The sequence below is a fragment of the Plantibacter sp. CFBP 8804 genome, from assembly GCF_014841225.1.
Lineage (GTDB): Bacteria > Actinomycetota > Actinomycetes > Actinomycetales > Microbacteriaceae > Plantibacter > Plantibacter auratus.
Genome location: NZ_JACYTU010000002.1, coordinates 533911 through 548479 on the forward strand (window position 1 = coordinate 533911; position 14569 = coordinate 548479).

Genomic DNA, 14569 nt, shown 5'->3' on the forward strand with positions numbered 1-14569 from the left:
GGCATGACGATCCAGACACCGAACCGGCCGGGCCACGCATCCGCGCGTCCCTTCCGCTCCGTCCTCGTCGCGAACCGCGGCGAGATCGCCTGTCGTGTGATCCGCACGCTCACAGCGATGGACATCGAGAGCATCGCGGTCTTCAGCGACGCTGACCGCGACGCCCCGCATGTCCGGCTCGCGGACCGCGCCGTCCGTCTGGGACCCGCGCCGGCCTCGGACAGCTACCTCGACGTCGACGCCGTCGTCCGAGCCGCCGTCGCGACCGGGGCCGAGGCGGTGCACCCGGGCTACGGCTTCCTGTCCGAACAACCCGCGCTCGCGAGGGCGCTCGCCGCTGCCGGGATCGTCTTCATCGGACCGGACGAGCGCGCCCTGGTCCTCATGGGCGACAAGATCCGGGCGAAGGAGCACGTCGCGGCTCGAGGCGTCCCGATCATCGAGGGCGTCGCCGACGCCTCGCTCGACGACGACGCACTCGTCCGTGCCGGCGTCGCCATCGGCTTCCCGCTCATCGTCAAGCCGGCGGGTGGTGGCGGCGGCAAGGGGATGCAGGTGGTGGAGTGCGCCGAGGAGCTCCCATCGGCCATCGCCTCCGCGCACCGGGTGGCCGAGGCGGCCTTCGGCGACGCCACGCTCCTCCTCGAGCGGTTCGTCACGAGACCCCGGCACATCGAGGTGCAGGTGCTCGCGGACGCCCACGGTGCGGTCGTGCACCTCGGGGAGCGCGAGTGCTCGCTCCAGCGTCGGCACCAGAAGGTGGTGGAGGAGTCCCCGTCGCCGCTCATCGACGACCGGCAGCGGGCGCGACTCGGCGAGGCGGCCTGCACGGTCGCCCGGAGCGTCGGCTACCGAGGGGTGGGGACCGTCGAGTTCCTCGTCGCCGACGACCGACCCGACGAGTTCGCCTTCCTCGAGATGAACACGCGGTTGCAGGTGGAGCATCCGGTCACCGAGCTCGTCACGGGGCTCGACCTCGTGGAGTGGCAGGTGCGCGTCGCCGCCGGTGAACCGCTGACGATGACGCAGGACGACGTCGTCCTGCGTGGTCACGCGGTGGAAGCACGGCTGTACGCGGAGGACGCGTCGAGCGGCTTCCTGCCCCAGACCGGGGTGCTCGAGCGGGTGCGTCTGCCGCACGGGCCGGGCGTCCGCGTCGACGGCGGCATCGTCGCCGGGCAGTTCGTCGGCCCCTGGTACGACCCCATGCTCGCGAAGATCGTGTGCTGGGCCGAGGATCGCGGGACCGCGCTCCGGCGACTCGACGCCGCGCTCGCGGCGACGGTGGTCTTCGGTGTCCGCACGAACCTCGGCTTCCTCCGGCGGCTCCTCGCCGACGAGGACGTCCTCGCGGGACGACTGCACACCGGTCTCATCGCCGACCTGCTCGACGACAGCCCGTCCGCCGCGACGTCCGAGCGGGCCCTGACCGCCGTGGCGCTCGCCGAAACGGACGACCGGCGATCCGAGGCCGCAGCACGGACCGCCGGACTCGGGACGCCGTGGTCGGATCCCGGTGGGTGGCGCCTCGGCGCGGCAGCACCGACGCGACAGCACCTGCGTCTTGAGGACGGACGCATCGTCCGCATCGAGGTGCATGGGTCGAGCGACGACGCGAGCGTCTCCGTCGGTGACGCGGCACCGACCCGGGCCGCAGTCCTCAGCCGGTCGGACGGCACCCTGCGGTTCGAGCACGACGGCGTCAGCGCCCCGTTGGAGACCGTGCGCGTGGGGGACGAGCGATGGATCGCGCTCGACGGTGCCATCAGTGTGGTCGAGGTGGTCCCGCGTGAGGCGCTCCCAGCCGGCGGGGATCCGACTGCGGCCGGTGCGGTCGATCCGGAGGTGCGGACGCCGATGCCCGGCACCGTCACGGCCGTGCACGTCACGAGCGGCGACGCCGTCACGGCCGGTCAGCCGCTGGTCACCGTCGAAGCGATGAAGATGGAGCACCTCCTCACCGCCACGACCGACGGCACGGTCACCCTCCACGTCGCCACGGGTGGCACGGTCGCCACCCGTCAGTCGGTCGCGACGATCGCCGCAGACCCCGTCGCAGCCCACCTGAACGCAGCCCCAACCGATCCAGCACCCACGAACGGAGCATCAGCATGAACACCGAGCTCAGCCCCGAGCACCAGCGGATCGTCGACACGGTCAAGGCGTTCGCCGACGAGGTCGTCGCGCCCGCCGCCTATCAGTACGACACCGAACGCCGTCTGCCGTACGACATCATCGCGCAGATGGGGGAGCTGGGACTCTTCGGGCTGCCGTTCCCGAAGGAACTCGGCGGCGGGGGAATGGACTACTTCGCGCTCTGCCTCGCCGTCGAGCAGCTCGGACGCGTCGACCAGAGCATCGGCGTCACCCTCGAGGCCGGCGTCGGCCTCGGAGCCATGCCGATCTACCTGTACGGCACCGACGCCCAGCGCGAGGAATGGATCCCGCAGCTCGCGAGCGGGCAGGCGCTCGCCGCGTTCGGCCTCACCGAGGCGCGTGCCGGCAGTGATGCAGGCGCGACGGAGACCACCGCCGAACTCGTCGACGGTGAGTGGGTGATCAACGGCACGAAGCAGTTCATCACCAACTCCGGGAGCGAGATCACCCGTCTCGTGACGGTCACGGCCGTCACGGGGGAGCGGGTCCGATCCGACGGCCGGGTGACGAAGGAGTTGTCGTCGATCCTGGTGCCGGTCCCGACGCCGGGCTTCACCGCGCTACCGCCCTACGACAAGGTCGGGTGGCACACTTCCGACACCCACCCGCTGCGGTTCGAGGACGTCCGCGTGCCGGAGGGCAACCTGCTCGGCGAACGCGGGCGCGGATACGCCAACTTCCTCACGGCGCTCGACGGTGGACGGATCGCCGTGGCCGCGCTCGCCGTCGGAGCTGCCCAGGGCTGCCTCGAGGAGGCGATCCGCTACGCCAAGGAGCGGGTCGTGTTCGGTCGGGCGATCGGTGACAACCAGTGGATCGCCTTCCGGATCGCGAAGATGCAGGCGCGGGTCCACACCGCCAGGCAGGCCTACTACGACGCCGCGTCGCGCATGCTCCGGGGAGCGCCCTACAAGATGGAGGCCTCCATCGCGAAGATGGTCGCCGGGGAGGCCGCGATGGACAACGCCCGTGACGCGACCCAGATCTTCGGCGGCTACGGGTTCCTCAACGAGAACCCGGTGGCGCGGCACTACCGGGACTCGAAGATCCTCGAGATCGGTGAGGGCACCACCGAGGTGCAGCTCATGATCATCGCCCGCGAACTCGGCTTCGCGTCGTGAGGTCATGATGACCGACTCGTCCGAGACGTCGTCCGGCCCCGTGATCGAGCAGCGAGGTCTGTACTTCGAGGAGTTCGTGGTGGGTGCGACCTACCGCCATCGCCCCGGGCGCACCCTCACGGAAGCCGACAACGTCCTGTTCTCGACCCTCACGATGAACGGGCAATCACTGCACGTGGATGCCGCGTGGTCTGCGACCGGGCCCTTCGGGGAACGGCTCGTGAACTCGATGTTGACCCTCTCGACGCTCGTGGGGCTGTCGGTCGCGCAGCTCACCGAGCAGACCATCGTCGCGAACCTGGGCTTCACCGACATCGCCTTCCCGAACCCGATGCACCATGGCGACACGCTGTACGCCGAGACGCTCGTGACGGCCAAACGGTTGTCGTCGTCGAGGCCGGGCGAGGGTGTCGTCACCCTGCTCCACACGGGTCGGAACCAGGACGGCGTCGTCGTCGCGACCGCGACCAGGAGCACGCTCGTCCAGTGCTCGGGTGCATCGTGACCGGCGCCGCGGCGTTCGACCTGGGGCCGGCGATCCTCTTCGTCCCGGCGGACCGTCCGGACCGCTTCGCGAAAGCGGCCGAGCGCGCGGATGCCGTCATCCTCGATCTCGAGGACGCCGTGGCCCCGGCCGACAAGCCGGCCGCCCGCCGGGCGATCGTCGACCATCCGCTCGATCCCTCGCACACGGTCGTCCGGGTCGACCCGGCTGGGACCGTCGACTTCGACGATGATGTCGCGGCGCTCGCGGACACCGCCTATCGCACGGTCATGCTGGCGAAGACGGAGACGACCGCGGCGCTCGACCGGCTCGTGGACGCGATCCCGGACGTCCGGATCATCGCGCTGTGCGAGACCGCTGCCGGAGTCGTGCAGGCACCCGCGTTGGCCGCCCATCCTGCGGTCGTCGCGCTCATGTGGGGCTCTGAAGACCTCATCGCCTCCTTGGGCGGCACGAGCAGTCGACGGGCCGACGGGCGATACCGGGACGTCGTCGGACACGCGCGGTCGTGGGTGCTGCTCGCCGCGGGAGCCGCCGGGGTGGCCGCGATCGACGCGGTCCACCTCGACATCGACGATCTCGACGGGCTCGCGGACGAGGCGGCGGACGCGGCCGCCGGCGGGTGTATCGCCTCCGCGTGCATCCACCCTGGTCAGGTCCCGACCGTTCGCGCCGCCTACCGCCCGGACCCCCGATCGGTGACAGCGGCTCGTGCGCTGCTCGACGCCGCAGCGGGAGCCGCCGGCGTGTTCCGGCACGAGGGACGCATGGTCGACGAGCCCCTCCTGCGACACGCGCGACTCGTGCTCGCCCGTGCCGAGGTGTCCGTCGGTCCGAGGTGATCGACCGACTCCCGCAATCGTTACGAATCAGTTGCCACCCGGTCGTGATGTCGTCCGGCCGAAGTCGCCGGTCTCCTCTAGCCTGGTGAGCAAGCACCGGCCCGTCGCTCCACGCGCGGATCCCGACGGTGCAGCGCGTCACCGGTCGGCGGACCGAGAGAGGGGCAGGGGATGCCACACCTCTGGCGCTCGTCGAGCACCCGTGGCAGTTCTCTCGTCGGCGGAGCAGCGGACGGCGTCGACGACGACGCGAGTCGGCGTCCCGAGCAGCTCGTCCCGCACCCGTCCTTCCCGACGCCCGTCCAGGACCCCGAGCCCTCTGAAGCACCGAGGCGCACGATCGGAGATTCCGAGTTGTCGGTCTTCCCGGTCGTGCTCGGCGGCAGCGTGTTCGGGTGGACGGTCGACCCGGACACGACGTCGGACATCCTCGACCGGTTCCACGACTCCGGCGGCAACATGGTGGACACCGCCGACAGCTACGCGGGCGGCCGCAGCGAGATCCTCATCGGCAACTGGATGCGGAAGCGACGCAATCGGGACGACATGGTCGTCGCGACGAAGATCGGCCGGCACCCCGACTACCCGGGTCTCGGCTCGGTGAGCATCATCCGTGCGGTCGAGGCGGCGCTCGAACGGTTGCAGACCGACCACATCGACCTGCTGTCCTTCCACGACGACGACCCGAGCATCCCGTTGGCCGACAGCCTGGGGACGGTCGACTGGTTGATCGAGACCGGCAAGGTCCGCTACCTCGGCACCTCGAACACGACCCCCGAGCGGCTGATGGAGGCGCGGATCCTCTCGGCCAGCGGCTTCACCCAGTTCGTCGCGCTCGAGACGCACTACAGCCTCATGCACCGGGAGCCGTACGAGAGCACCCTGGCGCTCGTCGCGACGGCCCAGCACCTCGGTGTCCTGCCCTACTTCGCCCTCGCGAACGGGTTCCTGACGGGCCGCTACCGCACTCGTTCCGACCTCGACCCGAGCACCCGCGGCAGTCGCGCCGCGACCCATCTCCACCGCCGCGGACTGCGGGTCCTGCACGTCCTCGACGAGATCGCGGAGGAGAACCGCTGCACGGTGGCCTCGGCCGCGCTCGCCTGGGCCATGTCACGTCCCGGCGTCGTCGCGCCCATCGCGAGCGCGTCCCAGCCGGCTCACGTCGACTCGCTCATCGCGGCCGCTGACGTGCGGCTGAGCCGCGGGCAGATCCTCGAGCTCGACCGCGTCTCCGGTCGCTTGCGCTGAGTCGACCGGCGGTCGCCTGCGCACGGTCGCTCGCGCGCGACGCCCGGGAACCTGACGTATGGTTGGGGTGATGAACGCCGCCGTCGACTTTCCGCTCACTCGTCCCGAGCTCGCGTTCACCGCATCCGGGGACGCGCTCGTCCGCCGGACGGTCCTGCCCAACGGGCTGCGCATCCTGAGCGAACACATGCCGGGCAGCCGTAGCGCGACGATCGGCTACTGGGTGGCCGTCGGCTCCCGCGACGAACAACCGGCGACCGCCGATCGACCGGCGACCTTCGGCTCGACGCACTTCCTCGAGCACCTCCTGTTCAAGGGCACGCCGTCGCGTTCCGCCCTCGATATCGCGGTCGCCTTCGACGCCGTCGGCGGCGAGCACAACGCGCTCACGGCCAAGGAGCACACCTGCTACTACGCCAAGGTGCGCGATCGCGACCTGCCGATGGCGGTGGACGTCATCACCGACATGCTCACCTCCTCGCTGCTCGACCCGGAGGAGTTCGAGAACGAACGCGGCGTCATCCTCGAAGAGCTCGCGATGATGGACGACGATCCGGGGGACGTCGCCAACGAACGGTTCTTCGAGCGCGTGCTCGGCGAGCACCCCCTCGGGCGTCCCATCGGCGGTCACCCGCAGTCGATCGTCGAGGTCGGCCGGGACGCCGTCGTGGCGCACTACCGAGCCAACTACCGCGCGAACGACGTCATCGTGACGGCGGCCGGCGCGGTCGACCACGACGCGCTCGTCGCCCAGGTGTCCGAGGCGCTCGTGCATGCGGGCTGGCCGGCGGACGCGGTGGCCGCACCGGTCGCGCGTCGGACGCTCGCTCCTGCTGCCATCGTCGGCGGCTCGCCGCTCTCGGTCGTACACCGGCCCACCGAGCAGGTCCACCTGCAGATCGGCGGAGCGGGCCTCATCGCGGGCGATGAGCGACGATTCGCCATGAGCATGCTCAACTCCATCCTCGGTGGCGGCATGTCCAGCCGCCTGTTCCAGGAGATCCGCGAACGGCGCGGGCTCGCCTACTCGGTGTACTCGTTCGCCGGCAGCTACTCGGACGCCGGCGTCTTCGGCCTCGCTGCCGCCTGCTCCACGGCGAAGGCGGCGACCGTCGCCGAGCTCATGCTCGCCGAACTCCACCGGCTCGCCGAGCACGGCGTGACGGACGAGGAGTTGTCGCGCGCGCTCGGCCAGCTGAGCGGCGCCTCGGCGCTGGCGCTGGAGGATTCGGACTCGCGGATGAGCCGCCTCGGTCGAGCGGAGCTGACCCTCGGCGAGTTCATCGACCTCGACGAGAGCATCCGTCGCCTGCAGTCCGTCGGTCAGGACGACGTCCAGCAGCTCGCGCAGCACCTCGCCGCGCAGCCCATCACGGTGTCGGCGGTCGGAGCCGTCGACGAGGACACCTTCGCTCCGATCATCGCGGGGGTGCGTTGAATGTCCCATTACCTGTATCTCGTCAGACACGGCGAGCAGCAGCATGCTGAGCACGGCTTGCCCGACGGACCACTGTCGGCACGCGGTCGGCGTCAGGCACAGCTGCTCGCGGAGCGCCTCGGTGGTGTCCCGATGACCGCGGCGTGGCACTCGCCGTTGCAGCGTGCCGCGGAGACCGCCCAGATCATCGCCGAGCGGATGCCGGCCGTCACACCGGAGCCGTCGTCACTGCTCTTCGACTGCGTCCCGAGCGGTCGGACACCGGAGACGCCGTCGGCGTTCGACCCCTTCTTCGGCTCGATCACCGAGGCGGAGATCGAGGCGGGCGAAGCGCAGATGGCCGACGCCGCCGCCGAGTTCCTCTCGCCGAAGCGCGGTGACCATCACGAGCTGCTCATCACGCACAACTTCGTCATCGGGTGGCTCGTCCGCGAGGCGCTCCAGGCGCCCGCATGGCGCTGGGTGAGCATCAACCAGGCCAACGGCGGACTGACGGTGCTGCACCAGCGCGCCGGGCGTCCGTGGAGCCTCATCACCCACAACGACCTCGCGCACCTCCCCATGGAGCTCCGCACGGGTCTTCCCGAGCCGCACATCGTCTAGCCGGGCGGCCCGCCTCCTCCCGGACGGGCAGCACGTAAGCTGAGGGCATGACGACACGAGTGGCGCTAGCCGGCGCGAGCGGCAAGATGGGCCGACTGTTCACCAGCATCATCGGTTCACTCGACGACTTCGAGCTGGTCGCGTCGCTCGGTTCGTCGAACGAGCTGAGCGAGATGGACGGGGCGGACCTCGTCGTCGACGTCACGGTCCCGGGTGTCAGCCAGCGGATCGTCGACCACGCCGTCGCTCAGGGCATCAACGTGCTCGTCGGGACGAGTGGTTGGTCGGCCGAGCGTATCCAGCGACTCGACCGCCGGCTCGCCGAGCTGCCCGAGCAGGGCGTCGTCATCATCCCCAACTTCTCGCTGGGGTCCGTCCTGTCGACGAGTCTCGCGACCGTCGCGGCTCGTTTCTTCGACTCGATCGAGATCATCGAGTCCCACCGCGACACGAAGGTGGACTCGCCCTCCGGGACCGCCGTGCGCACCGCCGAGCTGATGATGGCCGCGCGTGGCGACCGTGGGCCGGTCGCCGCCCCACACACCGACCAGCGGGCGAGGGGACAGCAGGTCTCGAGCATCCCGATCCACAGCCTGCGGCTCCAGGGCGTCGTCGCCCGCCAGGAGGTCGTGTTCGGTGGCGTCGACGAACTCGTCACGATCACGCACGACACGATCTCGCCCGCGTCCTACGAGCGGGGCATCCGGCTCGCCCTCGTCGCCGCCCGCGACGCCCGGGGGGTCACCGTCGGTCTCGACAGTCTGCTCGACCTCGGACTCGATCGCCCAGGGCCGGCGGGTCGGCGGCCCGCCCAGGGGGCGCCCGAGCACGTCTCCGGTCAAGCCGCGGCGGCCAGCGCCCTGTGAAGACCCGCGTCATGGTCGCGATCATCGCGGCCCTGCTCGTCCTCTACATCGTCCTCGTCGGGTACCGTGCCGTCGTCCTCCTCGGCACGGGCGAGCCTGTCGGCATCGCCATGGGTGCGGCGCTCATCGTCCTGCCGATCCTCGGCGTCTGGGCGCTCTGGCGCGAGATCGCTTTCGGGCTGGGCGCCGAGCGACTCGGAGTCCGCCTCGAGGTCGAGGGCGGCCTTCCGCCCGAGCAGGTCGAGACCCGCGAGAGCGGCCGGCCGATGCGTGATGCTGCAGACGAGCTGTTCCCGAAGTACCGCGACGCGGCCGAGGCCGCTCCAGACGACTGGCGATCCTGGTACCGCCTCGGACTCGTCTACGACGGTGCCGGAGACCGCCGCCGCGCACGGCAGGCCATCCGACAGGCGATCCGGCTCTCGCGGAGCTGACCGGAGCGGCGGCGTCCCGTCGTTCAGTCGCGGGCGAGTGCTTCGGCCAACGCCTGCTCGACGGTCGGCGTGCTGAACGTGAAGCCGTCGTCCAGGAGCCGACGAGGTTCGACGCGCTGATCGCTCAGCAGCAGTCCGTCGGCGGCGTCGCCGAGGAGCGCCTTGAGGGCGAACTTCGGGACGCGGAGCAGATAGGGCCGGTTCATCCGTCTGGCGAGCTCGAACATGAGGTCGTCGGCGCGGGCGGCCTGCGGACCGCACAGGTTCACCGGTCCGGAGAGCGTCGAGGTCAGGAGGTGGGTGATCGCCCGGACCTCGTCCTGCAGCCCGATCCACGGCCAGAACTGGCGGCCCGAACCGAGCGGACCGGCGACCCCGAACCGGGTGAGCGGTGCCAGCGGCTTGAGCACGCCTGCCAGGTCGACGACGATGCCGTTGCGGAGCAGCACGGTGCGGACGGCGTCGGGCGCCGCGAGCGCCGAGTCCTCCCAGGCGACGACGACATCGGCGAGGAATCCGGTCCCTCTGGAGGAGTCCTCCGTGAGGGTCTCTCCCGGACGGTCGCCGTAGTACCCGACCGCCGAACCACTGAGGAAGGCGGCCGGTGGCTGCTCCGCCCGGTTCATGGCGTCGACGAGTGTCCGGGTGGCGCTGAGTCGTGACCAGAGGATCGTGGATCGGTAGGCCGCCGTCCAAGGCAGCTTGCCGAGGGAGGCGCCGGAGAGGTTGACGACCGCATCGGCGCCGCTCAGGACCGCCGGATCCAGTACGCCTGCCAGCGGATCCCACTCCGCTTCTCCGGCACCACGCGCCGGACGTCGTACGAGCCGGACGACGTCATGGCCGTCGGTCTCGAGGGAGCGCCCGAGCGCCGTTCCGATGAGCCCGGAGGCTCCGCCGATCACGATGCGCATGCGCGTCGCCTTCCTGGTCGTGCTGCTGGACGGTGGTGGTTACGCGAGGCTGGCCTCGAGGGTGATCGGGATGCCGGCGAGCGCCTGTGAGACCGGGCAGCCGTCCTTCGCCACCGTGGCGATGCGCTCGAAGTCGGCCTCGGAGATGCCGGGCACGACCGCGCTGACGAGCAGGTGGCTGCCGGTGATGCCGGTGCCGGGGGTGAAGGAGACCGCTGCGGTCGCCTGGATGCGCTCCGGCGGGAATCCGGCGCTGGTGAGCTCGTTGGCGAACGCCATCGAGTAGCAGGAGGCGTGAGCAGCCCCGAGCAGTTCCTCCGGGGTCGTCGTCGTGTTGGAGCCCTCCGAGCGTGCCTTCCAGTCGACGGCGAACTCGGCCGCCTCGGAGGTGTCGAGGCTCGTGTGCCCGGATCCCTCGAAGAGCGTGCCGTTCCAGACCGTCGTGGCTTCGCTTGTTACCGCCATGGTGCAACCTCCATCGTCGGGCCGTGCAGGAGCGCATCGGCGCTGGTGTTCGTGGGGTCAGCCTAACCGGATCGACCTGGACGGTCACCCCGTCGACAAACGGTGTCGACAGGTGCTTCAGGCCACCGTCACGCTTGTCGTCCGATGACGCGGGCGCGGAGGAGGAGCACATACAGGCGGCAGCCGAGGCAGAACCCGAACGCCGCGTTGAGGAAGGCGGCGACGAACGCGGCACCGGCGGAGACGGCGAGGGATCCCGGCAACCCGACGAGGTGCAGCACGAGTCCGATCGCGACCACCACGAGCCCGACGCCCTGCGCGAAGGTCGGTGGTTCAGGTGCCTCGAGTTCGACGGGCGGGCCGAGCCTCGGGCGGATGAGGCGTCGGAACACGACGCCGTACGGGTGGCGTCGGATCCCGGCGAACGCGCCCCACGCGAACAGGGCTGCGATGACGACGAGGAGGACGAAGGCCGGTTGGCCGGCCCGCGCGGGCAGCGTGTCGGCGAGCGGCGCCGTCAGCGCGAGGAAGACGGCGACGAGGAGGAGCACGGCGGTCACGGTCGCGCCGAACCGCGGGCTGCGCGGGTCGATGCCGGTCGGCTGTGCTGCTGGAGGGTTCGAGGTCATGCTGGTCTCCCGAGGACGGATCGGAGCTCGCCGGCGAGTACCGCACGGCGTGCGGCCCCGGAGAACCGACCGCGCACGATCCCGGCGCGGTCGAGGAGGAGGACGGTGGGCGTCTGCAGGACGGAGAAGCGGTCCGCGAGGTCGGGACGGTGGGTCAGGTCGACGTCGAGGACGCCCACGCCCGCCTCCCCGTCGGCCAGCTCGTGCAGCAGTCGTCTGGTCCCGGGGCACTGGGCACAGAACTCGGTGCTGAACTGCACCAGGGTGGCCGATCGGCCGAGCGGAGTGGTCGTCCCGAGTGCCGCCGACGAGAGGCGGTCCCCGTCGGTGCGGTGCGACGCACGCCCGCTCCGTGCACGCACGACCAGACCCACCGCCGTCGTGGACAGGACGAGGACGAGCATCAGCGAGAGGGCGGGCAGCGGGGACATGGTGTCCGTCAGCATAGGTTCCGGGTGCCGGTCCCTCGGCCAGTGTGACGCGAGGTGACGGCCGTGCGGATGGTGACCCGCAAGAGGGAAACCCGATAGCCTGAGAGGGTGTCGCGTGCAGAGAACCCCTTCGGTCAAGTCCTCGTCGCCCTGGTGACGCCGTTCACCGCCGACGGCGAGGTCGACTGGAAGGCCGTCGAGCGACACATCGACGACGTCGTGACCGCGGGGGCCGACGGCATCGTCGTCACCGGCACCACGGGTGAGACCTCGACGCTGACGGACCCGGAGAAGGTCAAGCTCGTCGAGGTCGGCAAGGCCGTCGCGGGCGGGCGCGCGAAGATCATCACCGGTGGTGGCTCCAACGAGACGGCCCACGCGATCGAGCTCGCGAAGAAGAGCGAGCAGGCGGGCGCCGACGGCAACATGATCGTCACCCCGTACTACAACAAGCCCACCCAGGCCGGCGTGCTCACCCACTTCCGCATGATCGCCGACTCCACGGATCTGCCGGTCATCCTCTACGACATCCCGGGGCGAACCGGCATCCCCATCACCTACGAGACGATCCTGCGTGCGGCCAAGCACCCGAACATCCTCGCGGTGAAGGACGCCAAGGGCGACCTCAGCGAGGTGAGCCGGGTCATGAACCAGACGGACCTCATGTACTTCGCGGGCGACGACGCCAACGCACTGCCGACGCTCGCCATCGGCGGCACCGGCCTCATCGGCGTCACGGCCAACATCGCGCCGACGCCCTACCGACACATGGTCGACGCGGTGAACTCCGGCGACCTCCCCGCAGCCACCGCAGCGCACCGGCAGCTCGAGCCGCTCGTGCGCGCGGTCATGACCCACGTGCCCGGCACCGTCGCCGCCAAATACATCTTGCACGGCCTCGGCCGGATCCAGAGCCCGCGGGTACGTCTTCCGCTGGTCGGTCCGGAGGAGTGGGAGGCCGCGCAGATCGAGGATGAGATCGACCTGGTGAAGGACATCCCAGGCGTCGACTTCCGCAACTTCCGGCCAGACCGCAACGCCGCCGCCGGTGGCGCGCTGCCCAAGGTCGCCGGTACGACTCGCTAGACAAACCAGAGGGGGGCTACATGCCCAATACCATCATCGATCCGCCAGTCCTCGAGCCGGGGACGCTCCGCGTCATCCCCATCGGAGGACTCGGCGAGATCGGCAGGAACATGACTTGCTTCGAGATCGACGGCAAGATCCTGATCGTCGACTGCGGCGTGCTCTTCCCCGAAGAGCACCAGCCGGGCGTCGACCTGATCCTGCCCGACTTCACCTCCATCAAGGACCGGCTCGACGACATCGTCGGGGTCGTGCTCACGCACGGTCACGAGGACCACATCGGCGCCGTGCCGTACCTCCTGAAGCTCCGCAAGGACATCCCGCTGATCGGTTCCGGCCTGACGCTCGCGCTCATCGAGGCGAAGCTCAAGGAGCACCGCATCGTCCCCTACACCCTGCCGGTGAAGGAGGGCCAGATCGAGGCGCTGGGGCCGTTCGACCTCGAGTTCGTCGCGGTCAACCACTCGATCCCGGACGCGCTTGCGGTGTTCATCGACACCGACGCCGGCACCGTCCTCGTGACCGGTGACTTCAAGATGGACCAGCTGCCGCTCGACGGCCGCCTGACGGACCTCCGCGCCTTCGCCCGCCTCGGTGAAGAAGGCGTCGACCTCTTCCTCGTCGACTCGACGAACGCCGACGTGCCGGGATTCACGCCGCTCGAGCGGTCCATCGGGCCGGTCCTCGACCAGGTCATCGCGAAGTCCGAGCGCCGCGTCATCGTCGCGAGCTTCTCGAGTCACGTGCACCGCGTCCAGCAGGTCCTCGACGCGGCTCACGCCCACGGCCGCCGCGTTGCGTTCCTCGGTCGTTCCATGGTGCGCAACATGGGTATCGCAGCCGACCTCGGGTACCTGAACGTCCCCGAGGGCCTGCTCATCGACTACAAGAAGGCGAAGGACCTCCCCGAGGACAAGATCGTCTACATGTCGACCGGGTCACAGGGCGAGCCGATGGCCGTCCTCAGTCGGATGGCGAACCTCGACCACGCGATCGAGCCGGGCCCGGGCGACACCGTCATCCTCGCCTCGAGCCTCATCCCGGGCAACGAGAACGCGGTCTACCGCGTCATCGACGGCTTGACGAAGCTCGGCGCCACCGTCGTCCACAAGGGCAACGCGAAGGTCCACGTCTCCGGTCACGCGGCCGCCGGTGAGCTGCTCTACTGTTACAACATCCTCCAGCCGAAGAACGTGCTCCCGGTCCACGGCGAGTACCGTCACCTCGTTGCGAACCAGAAGCTCGCGATCGACAGCGGTGTCCCGGCGCAGAACACCTTCATCGGCGAGGACGGCATCGTCATCGACCTGAAGGACGGCGTCGCGAAGGTCGTCGGCCAGCTCGACGTCGGGCTCGTCTACGTCGACGGCTCGACCGTCGGCGAGATCACCGACGCCGACCTCAAGGATCGTCGCATCCTGGCGGAGGAGGGCTTCATCTCGGTCATCGTCGTCGTCGACTCGAAGACCGGCCACATCATCTCCGGCCCCGAGGTGCACGCGAAGGGCTTCGCCGAGGACGACAAGGTCTTCGCCGACATCAAGCCGAAGGTCGCCAAGGCACTCGCCGAGGCGGCGGAGAACGGCGTCCGAGACACGCACGCGCTGTCGCAGGTGATCCGTCGGACCGTCGGCCGCTGGGTCAACACGTCCTTCCGCCGCCGCCCGATGATCGTCCCGCTCGTCATCGAGGCCTGATCACCGGTCGGGTCCGCTCGGTCCCACCCGCCAGGAGGCGGTCGAACATCATTCGCGAGGGTGATGTCCGGCCGCCTTCCGCGTTGCTACCTTGGAATCCCCTATGGCCGCTCGTCACTCCGACTGCGGT

At 70.0% G+C, this 14569-nt stretch carries 15 protein-coding genes; 11 read left to right on the forward strand and 4 right to left on the reverse strand.

What is annotated here, in order from left to right; translation table 11 throughout:
* Positions 1-3 precede the first annotated feature (3 nt).
* The 9 genes from IFU11_RS07825 to IFU11_RS07865 all read left to right on the forward strand — a co-directional run bounded on the left by IFU11_RS07825 (position 4) and on the right by IFU11_RS07865 (position 9217).
* Positions 4-2115, forward strand: a complete 2112-nt coding sequence (locus IFU11_RS07825; protein WP_192018588.1) for an ATP-binding protein — start codon at positions 4-6, stop codon at positions 2113-2115.
* A complete protein-coding gene (locus tag IFU11_RS07830; RefSeq protein WP_064294458.1) occupies positions 2112-3278 on the forward strand; it encodes an acyl-CoA dehydrogenase family protein in 1167 nt (388 codons plus the stop codon). The genes IFU11_RS07825 and IFU11_RS07830 overlap by 4 nt, the downstream gene beginning before the upstream one ends.
* Before the next feature lie 7 nt (positions 3279-3285).
* Complete coding sequence (locus IFU11_RS07835; protein ID WP_079707383.1) at positions 3286-3783, forward strand: MaoC family dehydratase; 498 nt, start codon at positions 3286-3288, stop codon at positions 3781-3783.
* Positions 3780-4625 carry an HpcH/HpaI aldolase/citrate lyase family protein gene (locus IFU11_RS07840; RefSeq protein WP_192018589.1) on the forward strand — a complete coding sequence of 282 codons (846 nt, stop codon included), beginning with the start codon at positions 3780-3782 and terminating at the stop codon, positions 4623-4625. The genes IFU11_RS07835 and IFU11_RS07840 overlap by 4 nt, the downstream gene beginning before the upstream one ends.
* Before the next feature lie 171 nt (positions 4626-4796).
* Complete coding sequence (locus tag IFU11_RS07845) at positions 4797-5876, forward strand: aldo/keto reductase (RefSeq protein WP_079002693.1); 1080 nt, start codon at positions 4797-4799, stop codon at positions 5874-5876.
* A gap of 70 nt (positions 5877-5946) precedes the next feature.
* Positions 5947-7314: a M16 family metallopeptidase gene (locus IFU11_RS07850; protein WP_192018590.1), complete on the forward strand. Its 1368-nt coding sequence runs from the start codon at positions 5947-5949 to the stop codon at positions 7312-7314.
* Positions 7315-7917 (forward strand): histidine phosphatase family protein, encoded by a 603-nt coding sequence (locus tag IFU11_RS07855; protein ID WP_071262315.1) that lies wholly within the window; start codon positions 7315-7317, stop codon positions 7915-7917.
* A 47-nt stretch (positions 7918-7964) separates the two neighbouring features.
* Positions 7965-8783, forward strand: coding sequence for a 4-hydroxy-tetrahydrodipicolinate reductase (dapB, locus tag IFU11_RS07860; protein WP_192018591.1), 819 nt, complete (start codon positions 7965-7967; stop codon positions 8781-8783).
* Between the two features lie 11 nt (positions 8784-8794).
* Entirely contained in the window at positions 8795-9217 is a 423-nt protein-coding gene (locus IFU11_RS07865; RefSeq protein WP_199862194.1) for a hypothetical protein, read from the forward strand.
* A gap of 23 nt (positions 9218-9240) precedes the next feature.
* Here the strand turns inward: IFU11_RS07865 and IFU11_RS07870 are convergent, their stop codons facing one another.
* The 4 genes from IFU11_RS07870 to IFU11_RS07885 all read right to left on the reverse strand — a co-directional run bounded on the left by IFU11_RS07870 (position 9241) and on the right by IFU11_RS07885 (position 11656).
* Positions 9241-10131 carry a TIGR01777 family oxidoreductase gene (locus tag IFU11_RS07870; protein ID WP_137243239.1) on the reverse strand — a complete coding sequence of 297 codons (891 nt, stop codon included), beginning with the start codon at positions 10129-10131 and terminating at the stop codon, positions 9241-9243.
* A 39-nt stretch (positions 10132-10170) separates the two neighbouring features.
* Positions 10171-10596 (reverse strand): OsmC family peroxiredoxin, encoded by a 426-nt coding sequence (locus IFU11_RS07875; RefSeq protein ID WP_192018593.1) that lies wholly within the window; start codon positions 10594-10596, stop codon positions 10171-10173.
* A 128-nt stretch (positions 10597-10724) separates the two neighbouring features.
* Positions 10725-11225, reverse strand: a complete 501-nt coding sequence (locus IFU11_RS07880) for a DUF4395 domain-containing protein (protein ID WP_137243238.1) — start codon at positions 11223-11225, stop codon at positions 10725-10727.
* Entirely contained in the window at positions 11222-11656 is a 435-nt protein-coding gene (locus tag IFU11_RS07885; protein ID WP_137243237.1) for a thioredoxin family protein, read from the reverse strand. Before IFU11_RS07885 ends, IFU11_RS07880 begins: the two co-directional genes overlap by 4 nt.
* Positions 11657-11764: 108 nt before the next feature.
* On the opposite strand from IFU11_RS07885, the gene dapA reads away from it, so the two are divergent.
* On the forward strand, positions 11765-12742 hold the full coding sequence (dapA, locus tag IFU11_RS07890) for a 4-hydroxy-tetrahydrodipicolinate synthase (protein WP_137243236.1): 978 nt from the start codon (positions 11765-11767) through the stop codon (positions 12740-12742).
* A gap of 20 nt (positions 12743-12762) precedes the next feature.
* A complete protein-coding gene (locus IFU11_RS07895; protein WP_064294449.1) occupies positions 12763-14439 on the forward strand; it encodes a ribonuclease J in 1677 nt (558 codons plus the stop codon).
* Positions 14440-14569 lie beyond the last annotated feature (130 nt).

Excerpts from the sequence above, each read along its gene's own strand:
- IFU11_RS07825 (WP_192018588.1), top strand. The coding sequence starts at position 4 with ATGACGATCCAGACACCGAACCGGCCGGGCCACGCATCCGCGCGTCCC.
- IFU11_RS07830 (WP_064294458.1), top strand. The coding sequence starts at position 2,112 with ATGAACACCGAGCTCAGCCCCGAGCACCAGCGGATCGTCGACACGGTC.
- IFU11_RS07835 (WP_079707383.1), top strand. The coding sequence starts at position 3,286 with ATGACCGACTCGTCCGAGACGTCGTCCGGCCCCGTGATCGAGCAGCGA.
- IFU11_RS07845 (WP_079002693.1), top strand. The coding sequence starts at position 4,797 with ATGCCACACCTCTGGCGCTCGTCGAGCACCCGTGGCAGTTCTCTCGTC.
- IFU11_RS07850 (WP_192018590.1), top strand. The coding sequence starts at position 5,947 with ATGAACGCCGCCGTCGACTTTCCGCTCACTCGTCCCGAGCTCGCGTTC.
- IFU11_RS07855 (WP_071262315.1), top strand. The coding sequence starts at position 7,315 with ATGTCCCATTACCTGTATCTCGTCAGACACGGCGAGCAGCAGCATGCT.
- dapB (WP_192018591.1), top strand. The coding sequence starts at position 7,965 with ATGACGACACGAGTGGCGCTAGCCGGCGCGAGCGGCAAGATGGGCCGA.
- IFU11_RS07865 (WP_199862194.1), top strand. The coding sequence starts at position 8,795 with ATGGTCGCGATCATCGCGGCCCTGCTCGTCCTCTACATCGTCCTCGTC.
- IFU11_RS07870 (WP_137243239.1), bottom strand. The coding sequence starts at position 10,131 with ATGCGCATCGTGATCGGCGGAGCCTCCGGGCTCATCGGAACGGCGCTC.
- IFU11_RS07875 (WP_192018593.1), bottom strand. The coding sequence starts at position 10,596 with ATGGCGGTAACAAGCGAAGCCACGACGGTCTGGAACGGCACGCTCTTC.
- IFU11_RS07880 (WP_137243238.1), bottom strand. The coding sequence starts at position 11,225 with ATGACCTCGAACCCTCCAGCAGCACAGCCGACCGGCATCGACCCGCGC.
- IFU11_RS07885 (WP_137243237.1), bottom strand. The coding sequence starts at position 11,656 with ATGTCCCCGCTGCCCGCCCTCTCGCTGATGCTCGTCCTCGTCCTGTCC.
- IFU11_RS07895 (WP_064294449.1), top strand. The coding sequence starts at position 12,763 with ATGCCCAATACCATCATCGATCCGCCAGTCCTCGAGCCGGGGACGCTC.